Source organism: Pedobacter fastidiosus (assembly GCF_014306625.1).
Classification (GTDB): Bacteria; Bacteroidota; Bacteroidia; order Sphingobacteriales; family Sphingobacteriaceae; genus Pedobacter; species Pedobacter fastidiosus.
In genome coordinates this window covers 2,705-15,877 of record NZ_JACRYL010000015.1, presented here as the reverse complement: position 1 = coordinate 15,877, position 13,173 = coordinate 2,705, and the positions used below count along the sequence as shown (strand labels likewise).

13 protein-coding genes are annotated in these 13,173 nt (G+C 36.2%); 6 read left to right on the top strand and 7 right to left on the bottom strand.

Annotated features, from left to right (window positions below; all coding sequences use genetic code 11):
• Positions 1 to 950 precede the first annotated feature (950 nt).
• From H7U22_RS16240 to H7U22_RS16220, 5 genes are all read left to right on the top strand, one after another.
• A complete protein-coding gene (locus H7U22_RS16240; protein WP_187072396.1) occupies positions 951 to 2,327 on the top strand; it encodes a dicarboxylate/amino acid:cation symporter in 1,377 nt (458 codons plus the stop codon).
• Positions 2,328 to 2,472: 145 nt separating this feature from the next.
• Positions 2,473 to 2,973: a hypothetical protein gene (locus H7U22_RS16235; RefSeq protein ID WP_187072395.1), complete on the top strand. Its 501-nt coding sequence runs from the start codon at positions 2,473 to 2,475 to the stop codon at positions 2,971 to 2,973.
• 243 nt (positions 2,974 to 3,216) lie between these two features.
• Entirely contained in the window at positions 3,217 to 3,528 is a 312-nt protein-coding gene (gene rplU / locus H7U22_RS16230; protein WP_187072394.1) for a 50S ribosomal protein L21, read from the top strand.
• A gap of 53 nt (positions 3,529 to 3,581) precedes the next feature.
• Entirely contained in the window at positions 3,582 to 3,998 is a 417-nt protein-coding gene (gene rpmA, locus H7U22_RS16225) for a 50S ribosomal protein L27 (protein ID WP_187072393.1), read from the top strand.
• Between the two features lie 149 nt (positions 3,999 to 4,147).
• Positions 4,148 to 4,993, top strand: coding sequence for a hypothetical protein (locus H7U22_RS16220; protein WP_187072392.1), 846 nt, complete (start codon positions 4,148 to 4,150; stop codon positions 4,991 to 4,993).
• A gap of 51 nt (positions 4,994 to 5,044) precedes the next feature.
• Here H7U22_RS16220 and H7U22_RS16215 read toward each other — a convergent pair whose 3' ends face one another.
• The 4 genes from H7U22_RS16215 to H7U22_RS16200 form a co-directional block, all read right to left on the bottom strand.
• A complete protein-coding gene (locus H7U22_RS16215) occupies positions 5,045 to 6,019 on the bottom strand; it encodes a polyprenyl synthetase family protein (RefSeq protein ID WP_187072391.1) in 975 nt (324 codons plus the stop codon).
• 52 nt (positions 6,020 to 6,071) lie between these two features.
• Positions 6,072 to 8,204, bottom strand: coding sequence for a ribonuclease R (gene rnr, locus H7U22_RS16210; RefSeq protein ID WP_187072390.1), 2,133 nt, complete (start codon positions 8,202 to 8,204; stop codon positions 6,072 to 6,074).
• A gap of 252 nt (positions 8,205 to 8,456) precedes the next feature.
• Positions 8,457 to 10,163: an ABC transporter ATP-binding protein gene (locus tag H7U22_RS16205; protein ID WP_187072389.1), complete on the bottom strand. Its 1,707-nt coding sequence runs from the start codon at positions 10,161 to 10,163 to the stop codon at positions 8,457 to 8,459.
• Positions 10,163 to 10,876, bottom strand: coding sequence for a 3'-5' exonuclease (locus H7U22_RS16200; RefSeq protein WP_187072388.1), 714 nt, complete (start codon positions 10,874 to 10,876; stop codon positions 10,163 to 10,165). Before H7U22_RS16200 ends, H7U22_RS16205 begins: the two co-directional genes overlap by 1 nt.
• A gap of 111 nt (positions 10,877 to 10,987) precedes the next feature.
• On the opposite strand from H7U22_RS16200, the gene H7U22_RS16195 reads away from it, so the two are divergent.
• Entirely contained in the window at positions 10,988 to 11,488 is a 501-nt protein-coding gene (locus H7U22_RS16195) for a DUF1579 domain-containing protein (RefSeq protein ID WP_187072387.1), read from the top strand.
• Between the two features lie 67 nt (positions 11,489 to 11,555).
• Here H7U22_RS16195 and H7U22_RS16190 read toward each other — a convergent pair whose 3' ends face one another.
• Genes H7U22_RS16190 through H7U22_RS16180 form a run of 3 tightly spaced genes read right to left on the bottom strand, consistent with a single transcriptional unit; the run spans position 11,556 to position 13,039 of the window.
• Positions 11,556 to 12,455, bottom strand: a complete 900-nt coding sequence (locus H7U22_RS16190) for a DUF72 domain-containing protein (protein ID WP_187072386.1) — start codon at positions 12,453 to 12,455, stop codon at positions 11,556 to 11,558.
• A 1-nt stretch (position 12,456) separates the two neighbouring features.
• Positions 12,457 to 12,822 (bottom strand): DUF5615 family PIN-like protein, encoded by a 366-nt coding sequence (locus H7U22_RS16185; RefSeq protein ID WP_187072385.1) that lies wholly within the window; start codon positions 12,820 to 12,822, stop codon positions 12,457 to 12,459.
• The gene (locus H7U22_RS16180; RefSeq protein WP_187072384.1) at positions 12,803 to 13,039 is read right to left on the bottom strand and encodes a DUF433 domain-containing protein; all 237 of its coding nucleotides are present in this window, start codon (positions 13,037 to 13,039) and stop codon (positions 12,803 to 12,805) included. Before H7U22_RS16180 ends, H7U22_RS16185 begins: the two co-directional genes overlap by 20 nt.
• Positions 13,040 to 13,173 lie beyond the last annotated feature (134 nt).

Below are 13,173 nucleotides of genomic sequence, written 5' to 3'. Positions count from 1 at the left end.
GGATACAGGCACCATACCTGCAAAATGTATATATACATGGCTTTTCTCCACATCGCTCTCTGCTCTTTGTATCCCCCCTCTGGAGGGGGCAAGGGGATACAGGTGCCATATCTAAGATGTATATTACTTTGAGTTTTTTCCTCATCGCTATCTGCTCTTTGTATCCCCCTCTGGAGGGGGCAGGGGGAGGTTTTTGTTACACATCTTCAATTAGCACACACAAATCTTTGAGTTTTGATAAAATAACTACCACCCCCTTTAATTCCCCGCCAGCGGGGGATACAGGTGCCCTACCTGCAAAATGTATTATACATTGAGTTTTTTTCTCATCGCTATCTGCCCTTTGTATCCCCCTCTGGAGGGGGCAGGGGGAGGTTTTTGTTACACATCTTCAATTAGCACACACAAACCTTTGAGTTTTGATAGAATAACCCCACCCCCTTTAATTCCCCCGCCAGCGGGGGATACAGGTGCCATATCTAAGATGTATATATACTTTGAGTTTTTTCCTCATCGCTATCTCCACTTAGTATCCCCTCTGGAGGGGGCAGGGGGAGGTTTTTGTTACACATCTTCAATTAGCAAACACAAACCTTTGAGTTTTGATAGAATAACACCCCCCCCTTTAATTCCCCCGCCAGCGGGGGATACAGGTGCCATATCTAAGATGTATATATACTTTGAGTTTTTTCCTCATCGCTATCTCCACTTAGTATCCCCTCTGGAGGGGGCTGGGGGAGGTTTTTGCAACACGTCTTCAATTCGCAGGTAAAACTTTGAGTTTTCTCCACGGCGATATATGTTTATTCTTCTAGGTAATTACCGCTTCACTCAGATTTAAGATTTTCGGAATCCCTTTAAATTTTACTCGGTGGAAAATCAAAATTTGTTCCAAGGACTAAATATCGTTAGTTTTACCAAATTAACGGGGCCACAAACTTTTATTATTTATGAAGAAAAACAAACTCACGCTATTTATTTTTATTGCGCTGATTGCAGGGATTGCACTGGGCTATATTTTAAACGTTAATTCGATTGATGTTTACAATCAAAATATCCTCACTGCCGATGCGAAAGTTAAAAGTATCGAAGTTAGCATTGCAAAATCTACCGATACAACAACTACAGCATTTACGCAGTTAAAAGCCGACAAAAAGGCCAACTCTAAAATTAAAAGAGAAAACGAAGAAATCCGCGAAAAAAAGCTCGAATACTTTACACTTTTAAGTGATATTTTTCTTCGCCTGATTAAAATGATTGTAGCGCCATTGGTATTTACAACCCTTGTTGTAGGTGTTGCAAAAGTTGGTGATATTAAGGCTGTTGGCCGGATTGGTGGTAAAACTTTGGGTTGGTTTTTAGCCATGTCTTTAATGTCATTGGTTTTAGGTTTAATCTTGGTTAATTTATTCGAACCAGGAAAACACATGAAATTAACCCTTCCAGACCAATTAGTGAACACAGGAATCCAAAAGGCATCAATGAGTGTTAAGGATTTTATTGCCCATGTTTTTCCTAAAAGTATAGCCGAATCTATGGCTACAAATGAGATTCTGCAGATTGTTGTTTTCTCTCTTTTCTTTGGTGTAGCAACAGCTGCCATCGGAGATTTAGGTCAGGTGGTAATTAAAGCGTTTGATGCGATTGCTCACGTAATCTTAAAAATGACGGGTTATGTAATGAACTTTGCACCACTTGCTGTTTTCGGAGCTATGACGGCTATTGTGGCCAAGCAGGGTTTAAATGTGCTCAATACCTACGCAATTTTTATCGGAGAGTTTTACTTTGGCTTAGCCATTCTTTGGGCCATGTTAATTTTCTTAGGATTTTTGATCCTAAAGAAACGCGTCTTCCGCTTGGTAAACGATATGAAGGAGCCTGCTATTTTGGCTTTTAGTACAGCGAGTAGCGAAGCCGCGTATCCTAAAACGATGATGCTTTTAGAACGTTTCGGTTGTAAAGATAAAATTGTAAGTTTTGTGCTTCCATTGGGTTATTCCTTCAATTTGGATGGATCGATGATGTACATGACATTTGCTTCATTATTTATTGCCCAAGCTTACGGCATTCACCTAGGTTTCGAACAGCAAATTTCTATGTTGCTAATTTTAATGTTGACCAGTAAGGGGATTGCTGGCGTTCCAAGAGCATCATTAGTAGTTATTGCAGGTACAATTGCTAGTTTTAATATTCCAGAAGCCGGTTTGGCTTTATTAATCGGGATTGATCCACTTTTGGATATGGGCCGTTCTGCAACAAATGTGGTTGGTAATAGTATTGCAACTGCAGTGGTTAGTAAGTGGGAGGGCGAACTTAAAGAAGGCTAAGATTTATAAGATAGTAGGATTTTAAGATTTAACTAACATCTCGAAATATATGATTTTAGGATGTTTAGAACTTCAATAAAATTTTTAAGCTTTGTAGTCTTTAAAACAATCAATTAATAATTTACTCATTCAATAATTAATTTCCGTGTCGAACAAAGGAAAAAAAATATTTTTAGCGCTTTCCATCATCCTTCCGATGATTATTTACTGTTACATTTATTACAGGCCGATTATCCAAAACGCACCTTTCCGCAAAGCGGATTTTGTTTCTATGCAGTTTAGCTGGGGCGTAAAAGATACCTTGGAAAATCATTATAATTCTGCCAATGGCGATTATCAATACGTAAATTCTAAGGATTCGACTGTTAAGAAAAAGGTTTTCTTAAAAAGCGATGATATCTTTTACATGCACGGCAAAGCCAACGAAATTGGTCTTTGGAATTTTCCGGATACCATTGGTAAAAAGAGCGCAAAATCTATGTCGGTTCCGCGTTACGATATGACTTTTAATTATAAGGAAAAATCAAAACATGTGATACTCTATGGCGATTTTGATGGAAACCCGAAATTATTGGATGCTGCTGTTCAAATGAGAAAGGTAATTGAAGAAACCATCAATCAAGCTGAAAAAAGAAGCGGAAAATAATCTACGTTTATTTTAAACGCTGAATACTTTCAGCGAATTATTAAAATTTCAAAGACTTTAATAAAATGCTAATTATCAAGCTTTTATTAAAGTCTTTCTGTTGTTGAAGAAATCTTCGGAGAAGTGTAAAAAGGATGATGGAATTTAACCTAAAAATATTTTCAATATGTGTTTGTGTGTTAATAGTATTTGTTCTATATTTGCACCTCGTTAAATAAAAATTATAAAACTAATATTTAAACAATGTACGCAATAGTAAATATAGCAGGACAGCAATTCAAAGTTGCTAAAGACCAGCACCTTTTTGTACACAGATTGCAAGGAGATGAAGGCGCTAGTATTGAATTTGATAATGTATTGTTGGTTGATAATGGTGGTGCAATCACTGTAGGAGCTCCTGCAGTTAAAGGTGCTAAAGTTTCAGCTACTATCATATCTCATTTAAAAGGTGATAAAGTAATTATTTTCCACAAAAAACGTAGAAAAGGTTACAAAAAGAAAAACGGTCACCGCCAGTTTTTCACTAAGATTCAGATTTCTGACATCACTCTATAATTAATTGTTAACCCAATCATTCTCTATTTAGAGATTGAAAAAAATATAAAATCATGGCACACAAAAAAGGAGCCGGTAGTTCGAAAAACGGACGTGAATCGCATAGTAAGCGTTTAGGTATTAAAGTTTTCGGTGGTCAGTTAGCTATCGCAGGGAACATTTTGGTACGTCAACGCGGTACGAAACATCACCCAGATAAAGGTGTTGGTATTGGTAAAGATCATACTTTATTTGCTTTGGTTGATGGTACTGTAGTTTTTAGAAAAAAAGCTGATAACAAATCGTACGTTTCAATTCTTCCTTACGTTGAAACTGAAGTTGTTGCAGAACCAGTAAAAAAAGCACCAGCAGTTAAAAAAGAAGCTGTAGCTAAAGAAGTTGTTGCTGAAGAAGCTCCAGCTAAAAAAGCTCCAGCGAAAAAAGCGACTAAAAAAGAAGAAACTACTGAAGAAGCTGCACCAGCAGAATAATTAGTATTCAAATTATAGAAAAGCTTTCTGATTTATTTCAGAAAGCTTTTTTTTTGTACCACATTTTTTACAGCGTTAAAATCTGTTAAATAACACTTTTTAACAAAGCATCGCAATACATTAGCGCAGTTAAACAAACAATAACTGCGATGAATATTAAAGTACTTTGCCTTGCCTTTGTTACCTCTTTTGTTGGATTATCTACTTTAAAAGCCCAAGAAGTAGAAGATAATATGCGAATGACCAAGCCATTTAAAGCAGATGGAATCTCTAAGGAATGGAATGAGCCCCTTAACGAATACAATACCGATACGAAGCTTGCATTTGCGCTTGCTAACGATGATAAGAATTTATATGTTATTATCGAATCGCTTGATCCTCAAACTACTTTTAGTGTTTTAAGAGGTGGAATTACGCTGAACATAAATACGGAAGGCAAAAAGAAAACGGGAATTAACCTTGTTTTTCCATTAATGGAAAGGCCACCAGTGCCAAAAGATGGAGAACTGCCCAAAGATGAATTAAGCAAAATGCCTTTAGAAAAGAATGGAGACATACCACACGATTTTGCTGGAATGAATAAAACCATCCGAGTTTCTGGGTTTAAAAATATTTCGGACGGTGATTTACCTCTTGAAAACAGTTATGGCATTCAAGCTGGCATGACCATTAAACCGAATAGAGATTTAATATACGAAATTAGTATTCCACTTTCACAACTCCAAGTTGATGCTGAAATGAAAAAACCGCTTGTATACAACATTAAAATCAATTCCCCTGGTAAATCTAATCTTAAAAGAGCAGGTAGCCTAGAAGGCGGTGGTAAACCTGGTGGAAGAGGTGGTATGGGAGGCGGCCACGGTGGCGGAATGGGCGGCGGAAAAATGGCTGGAGGAATGGGAGGTGGCCGTGGTGGACAACGGCCACCAGAAAGCGGTGTAAGTGAAAGTAAATCATCAGATTTCTGGATTAAATTTAAACTGGCAAAAGCTTAACCCAAAAAAACAATATAAATCTGAGCAGGTTCTAATTTAGAGCCTGCTTTTTTAATATTCTCTAGCCATTAACTGCGTGGTTAGCGCTAAAAGGTTTGATTTAGCCTCCTTACTAACATTGATTTGATCAAATTCTTCTAAAGCTTTATTCAAGTAATTATTCATGCTTTCTTTGGCGATATTTTGAATATCCAAGGTGTCATATACACCTCTAACGGTTTCTACTTTTTCTTTGCTATCGAATTCTTTGTAGCCTGTCCAAGTTTCAAGTGCGTTTTTGGTTTCGCCATCGGCCAATTCAAATGCTTTTAGTAAAAGGAACGTTTTTTTATTTGCAATAATGTCGCCACCAACCTGTTTTCCGAATTTTTCAGGGTCAGCATAAACATCTAAAATATCATCTTGAAGTTGAAAAGCAATTCCAATGTTTTCTCCGAATTGGTAAATTAAATCGGCATCTTTTTCTGAAGCACCAGCGATGATTGCACCAAGTTTTAAAGCGCCGCCCAATAATACGGCAGTTTTTAAACGAATCATGTTAATGTATTCTTCAATACTTACATCGCTTCGTTCTTCAAATTCCATATCCAATTGTTGGCCTTCGCAAACGCCTTGTGCGGTGGCATTGAATGTATCCAAAACATCCTTTAAAAAGATTGGATTAACTTTTGCCAAGTTTTTGTTTGCTTCAACCATCATTACATCTCCACTTAGAATGGCGGTATTGGTGCTCCATTTTTCGTGTACTGTGGCTTGGCCTCTGCGTAAAGGTGCATTGTCCATAATGTCATCATGCACCAAGGTAAAGTTGTGAAAAACCTCTACAGCCATTGCAGCATGAATGGAATCGTTGGCATCTTTTCCGAAAAGTTCGGTGGCCATTAATACCAATAACGGACGGATGCGTTTTCCGCCAAGGTTAATAATATACGTTATCGGATCGTAAAGCTGTTTTGGCTGATCTGGGAACTTAAGATTTTTTATTGCAGTTTCTAAAAGTTTTTGGAGCTGTTCTATTGTTTGCATGTAAAATGTTTGCGGTAACGCTGTGCCTTTCAGCACAAAATGGTTTTAATATTTAATCGGGAATTAAGGTGAAATCTATCTGACGTTTGGAAAGATCAACTTTCTTCACTCGAATCATAACTTCATCACCTAGTTGATATTTTTTCTTTTTTCTTTGTCCAACAATACAGTAGTTTTTCTCATCGAGTACATAAAAATCATCGGAAATGTCTCGCAATCGAATCATTCCCTCACACTTATTTTCTTCTATTTCCACATACATTCCCCATTCTGTAACACCAGAAATGATACCCTTGTAAACCGAACCAATATTGTTTTCGAGATATTCTGCCTGTTTGTATTTAATGGATGCTCTTTCTGCTTCAGCGGCTCTTTTTTCCATTGCTGAAGAATGTACCGAAGCAACTTCGTAAAATTCTGCATCAGCAGATTTTCCACCATCAAGGTAAGTTTGGAGCAAACGATGCGCCATCACATCAGGATAACGACGAATTGGAGAGGTAAAGTGTGTGTAATATTCGAAAGCTAATCCGTAGTGACTGGTTTTTTTAGTCGTGTAAATTGCCTTGGCCATAGAACGAATGGCTAATGAAGTTAAAATATTCTGTTCTTTTTTTCCTTCTACATCAGCCATTAAATGGTTAAGCGACTTTGCAATTTCCTTATCAGATTTTGTGTTGATTTTGTACCCAAATCTAGAAGCAAAAGTTGCGAAAGTGTTTAGGGTTTCCATGTTTGGAGAATCGTGAACGCGATAAACAAATGTAAGTTTCTTTTCGCCCTTCACCTTTTTAGCAATATATTCTGCCACTTTTCTGTTGGCCAAAAGCATATAATCTTCAATAAGTTTATGGGCATCTTTACGCTCTTTAACGTAAACACCAATGGGCTTTCCGGATTCATCTAACTTAAATTTCACTTCGGTGCTTTCAAAACTTATTGCACCATTTTTAAATTTACGATCTCGCAAAATGTACGCAAGTTCGTTCAGTTTTTCGATTTCCTTTGCGTAATCTCCCTCTTTACTTTCGATTACTTCTTGAGCTTCTTCATAGCTAAATCTTCTATCCGAATGAATTACAGTTCTGCCATACCATTCATTAATGATATTTGCCTGTTCATCCAATTCGAAAACAGCTGCAAAGCAAAGTTTATCTTCATGTGGACGGAGCGAACAAACACCATTACTCAATCTTTCTGGAAGCATTGGAATTACCCTATCTACCAAATAAACTGATGTAGCTCTGCTGTAAGCTTCTTTATCTAAATCTGTTCCTTGGATTACATAATGAGAAACATCGGCAATGTGAACACCTATTTCGTGATTTCCGTTAGGTAATTTTTGATAAGAAATGGCATCATCAAAATCTTTCGCGTCAGCCGGATCGATTGTAAAAGTTAATACTTTTCTGAAATCTTTACGTTTGGCAATCTCTTCTGCTGGAATTTCTTCTGGAATGGCATTCGCTTCTTTTTCTACCTGAGGTGGAAAGGAAAGTGGAAAACCATACTGAGCCAAGATGGCATTCATTTCAGTATTATTTTCGCCTTGATCGCCCAAAACATGCTTAACAACACCAATTGGATTTTTTGCACCTTCTGGCCAATCTGTTAAGGAAACCAAAACCCGCTGACCATTTCTTGAGCCAAGAATATCGGCCAATGGCACAAATATATCGTGCATCATTTTTTTATCGTCTGCAATAACAAAGGCAAAACGATCGGATATTTTAATTACGCCCGTGAAATCAGATTTAGCACGCTTGATAATTTCGATAACTTCACCATCTCTTTTACTGCCATTCTTTTTTGCAAAAACATATACTTTAACGCTGTCGCCATGAAGCGCATTTTTAAGCTTGCGAGGAGCAACGCGAATGTCTTTTTCAAATTCATCATCAGGAATAATATAGGCTGAACCATCAGCGGTCATATCAACTCTACCTACAATAAATGTTTGAAGATCTTTAAGTTTGAATTTGCCTTTTTCTGGTTCCAAATAAACCCCAGCACTTTTTCCGTCTTTTAAAACTTCGAGAATGGTGTCTCTTGATTCTTGATCATTTAGATTTAACTTGGCAGAAACTTGCTTATAATTAAGTGCTTGATTATCGTTTTTCTCAAAAACATCACTAACCAATTGATTTAGAACCAATTTTATATTTGCAGATTTTTTCTTTGCCATATGCTAAAATGAATTTATCGAAGATACAGAAAAGATGCAAAGGATGGTTAATGTAAGATGGAAAATGGATGATGAATGACGAAAATGGAAGAGAATTTAAAGGCGAATAAGTTTGTTTTCTGCTATTCCTTTCGTCTTTTCTTCATAGGCGGAAATCTTAATGCGTTATAAAATTTTGCATTAAGATTTCCATCTTCATGGGAATGACGACCGTTCATTTAGATTGCGCTAATAATAGATTGTTAAATTAGCTTAAGTTCCTGGGATAGCTTCGATTAGTTTTTTCGTATAGTCTGCTTTAGGCGCATAAAAAATTTGCTCTGAAAAACCCTCTTCTTCAATTTTGCCCTTATTCATAACCAAAATCCGATCGGAGATGTGCTTAACTACGGCTAAATCATGCGAGATAAAAATATAGGTTAATCCAAATTCTCGCTGAAGATCTTTAATTAAATTGAGTACTTGAGCTTGAACAGAAACATCCAGTGCCGAAACTGATTCATCGCAAATAATAAATTTTGGCTCTAATGCCAGTGCTCTTGCAATTACTACACGCTGACGCTGACCTCCACTAAACTCATGCGGATAACGGTTAAAATGCTCTTCCTTTAAGCCCACTTTTTCAAGTAATTCTAAAACCCGTTGTTTTCTACCCGCTTCGTTATTAAAAAAAAGATTGTGAACTTGCAATGGTTCTAAAATGGATTGACCGATGCTTAACTTTGGATTTAGAGAAGCATAAGGATCTTGAAAGATAATTTGAATATCTTTTCTTAGTTTTCTCAGCTCGGCCTTACCGATATTTGTAATGTCTTGTCCGTTAAAAATAATGCTTCCTGAGGTGGGTTCAATTAAACGCAAAATTGTTCTGCCCAAAGTGGTTTTTCCACAGCCAGATTCTCCAACCAATCCTAAAGTTTCACCGGGAAAAACTTCAAAATTTAACTGATCAACCGCCTTAACATATTCAGTTGTTTTACCGAAAAAGCCATTGTTTATTGGATACCATTTACAGAGGTTTTTAATCTGCAACAATGGTTTTTGTTCGTATAATTGTTTTCTTCTAAGCGCAATTTCCGCTTCTGTTAATTGATTAGAAGCTTGAAGATGAGCAGAAGCATCATCAATTTTTCCAGTAAGAAAATCGGCTACAACTGGCAGTTTTTTTAATTGAAGTGCTGGAGAAGGTCGACAAGCCAACAATCCTTTTGTATAAGGATGTTGAGGATTCTCGAAAATTGATTTTGCAGATCCTTGTTCTACAATTTCGCCTTTGTACATTACAGCTACTTCATCGGCTATTTCATTTACTACACCTAAATCGTGTGAAATAAAAATCATCGCCATATTTCTTTCTTCCTTGAGTTTAAGCAATAACTGAAGAATGGTTTTCTGAACGGTTACATCCAATGCTGTTGTGGGTTCATCAGCAATTAAGAGTTTCGGATTACAGCTCAAAGCCATTGCAATCATTACTCTTTGCTTTTGTCCGCCAGAAATTTGATGCGGATAACTTTCAAATATCTTTTCTGGTCGAGGTAACTGTACTTCGTTAAAAAGTGCAATGGTTTGCTTTTTTGCTTCAGCCTTGCTTACTTTTTGGTGCAAAATTATGGCTTCGGCAACTTGATAACCACAAGTAAAAACTGGGTTTAAGGAAGTCATGGGTTCCTGAAAAATCATCGAAATCTGATTTCCCCTAAATTGTCTGATCTCGTTTGAACTTAAGTTGAGCAAGCTAATATCTTCGAAATCGATGTCGCCAGTAATTTTGGCAGAACGCTCATCATGTAAGCGCATAATGGAAAACGAGGTAACCGATTTGCCTGAACCAGATTCACCAACAATGCCAAGAACAGTACCTTTTTTAACATTAAAGCTAATTTTTTTTACAGCTTTAAACCAAGTTTTTTCATCTTGATTATAGAAATCAATACTTAAGTCTTCTACGTTTAACATCAGACTACAATTGTAATGTTTTCTGCTGAAATTATGTCCATGCCTTTGAATTTTAATAGCACTTGCGCTGTAGTTATTACATCTTTTTGGCAATAGGTTACAATTCTATCTAAATTTTGTTCTTCGTAATAAACCTGCCTAACCTGACTTCCATCTATATCATCTTTAGGTGTAGGGATATTTAAAATTGTAGCCAGTAAATTTAATGAGGTATAATGTTTGTAATCGCCAAATTTCCAAAGTTCCATGGTGTCTAGGTGATTAACTTCCCAAGGTTTTTTGCCCGAAATTTGTAACTGAACAGGAATTTCTATGCCATTAACCAAGAGTCGTCGGCATAGATATGGATAATCAAATTCCTTTCCGTTATGCGCACAGAACATTAAAGTGGGTACTTGTTTTTCTAGGAGGGAAGAAAACTGCTCTAAGATTTCTTTTTCATCATCTCCATAAATAGATTTGATTCTGAGCGAATAGGCTTTATCTTGATAACTAAAAATCCCTAAGCTGATACAGATAATCTTTCCAAACTCAGCTAAAATCCCAGCCTTTTCATAAAATTCTTCTGCAGTTTGTTCTGGTGATCTCTGAAAATGAGTTTTAAGTTCCCAAAGTTCTTGAAGGTTAGGAGGGACGTTCTGGAAGGATGAGTATTGGGGGACAGTCTCGATATCGATAACCATTACCTGACTTAAATCTAGACTTTTTAGCATATAACAATATAGTGATTTTCTAAATAATCAAACAGCAATAATCAATTTTCATCTCATCTCAACTTATATTATAACTATACATCGATACAACAATTTTTATAAATTTGAAATATGGCAAAAAGCAAATTTGAACAATCATTAGAAGAAGGATCGCATAAACTACTTCAAGGATTAGTTGGAGAATGGGAAGGCAATACAAAAACTTGGTTTGAAGCAGATGTTTTATCAGATGAATCGCCATCTAAGGCTGTAATTTCTTCTATTTTAGGTAGTCGTTTTATTTCTTTTGATTATCAAGGAAGTTTAGAGGAGAAGCCCTTTGAAGGTAAGATGATTATAGGCTTCGATATTCCGTATCAAAAATTCTCAGCAAGTTGGATGGATAGCTTTCACATGGGGACTCAAATTATGCTTTCTAGTGGCGAAGCAACAGAAAAGGGATTTTCAATTCTTGGTACTTATGGAAGTCCAGAATATGGAGATAAACTTTGGGGCTGGAGAACCACGCTAGAAATTGTAAATGCTAATGAAATTGTTTTTAGTGCTTACAATATTTCGCCGGAGGGAGAGGAAACAAAAGCTACTGAAACGATTTACAAAAGAGTTGTTTAATAGGGATTTTAAATCTTAGGTCTTTAGTCGGGGTTGCAAATCCCGACTAGCCAAAGAATATATAATATTAAAATAAGGTTGGTGGGGTATTACCATTAGCCATAACAGGAATCTTTAAATCAGTTCCAATAGCCTTGTTTAACTTTTCTGTAAAATATGCCGAAAACAATGGTGATGAAAGTTCAACATTTTGGTGAACAAAAAAGTATAGGTTTTCAAGTCCTTGGTCTTTCCATTCCACTATTTTTTCAATCCAATCATCCAAGCGTTTTTTGTCAATGTCATCTACATTGGCACCAACAAATCTAACAAATGCCGTAGGAGTAGTTAAACGCATATGCAACATATCTCTTCGGCCCGCAGTATCTACTATAATATTTGCAATTCCATTTTTTTCAAATAGTTGGGCAAACTCATTTGCCACAGCAGGGTTTGAAAACCACTCTTCATTTCTAACTTCAACGCCTAAAGGAATTACTTTTGGAAATTCATTTAAAACGGTTTTTAGTCTCTCGAAATCTTTCGGTTTAAAGTTATCGTGTAGCTGAAGAAAAGCCATTCCCAGTTTATCTTCGAAATTACTCACAGCATCGCAAAAAGTTTCTACAGGCTCTTTAACGTTGATTAATCTTTTAAAATGGCTGATGGTATTGGTTAATTTAGGGAAGAACTTAAAATCAGCAGGTGCTTTATTTGTCCAGGTGATTACTTGCTCTTTTGATGGCATTCCATAAAAGGTGGCGTTCAATTCTATAGAGTTAAATTGAGTAGAATAGTAAGTCAACTCGTCTTTCGTCCCTTTCGGATAAAAGCCTTTTAAATCTGCCTTATTCCATTTGGCACAGCCTACAAAAGCTTTAAAATTTTGCTTAGGTTTATTGGCCTTTAATATGGCTAAGGTTTCTGGAGCATCTGCAGGAAATGTGAAATCTATAATTGATGGGTCGTCTACTTTACCGAATTGCATATTAATCTTTTTTTATTTCAAATATATCCAAATCTCCATAGATAAGTTGCTGGATGGCATCATAAATTTTGGTTTTTAATTTCTCGTAAAGAAGTTGATTTGAACAGTTTCCAAATTCAAGGAAAATTAATTTAGGAGGTGTTCCTTTCCAAGAAACGAGTTCACGAAAGTCTAAATCCTTTGATATGATTATTACTTTTTCTTTACTTCGAGCAAGATTGTAGATCTCTAAATCAGCTGTTTTGTTCAATTTTAGAAAGTGAAATGAAATACATTTAATGTTGATTTCATCCATCAGCCATTTTGCTATTATTGGAGAAATATTCTCATCTAGCCAAAATTCCCAATCATTCGTAAATGTATTCATCCCTGAGTTGTTTTGTGCTAAAGACTAACGCTGCCGTTATATCATCAGCTTCGAGGATGGGATGTTCCTCTAAAATTTGTTCATGTGTCATTCCTGACGACAATAGTTCTAAAATATCGATTACAGTAAATCTATTACCTCTAATCGTGGGTTTTCCGCCCATTAGTCCGGGGATGAATGTAATTCTTTCCAATAATTTACTTTCCTGACTTTTCATAAATTAAATATACAAAATTTTCACATAAAAATAAATCGAGAGAATTGGTAGTTAACGAAATTTTTTACAAAAAAAAGCTAAGAAATATTGCATTTTGCTTTATTTCTTAGCGTTCGTTTTAAAACCTCACCCTG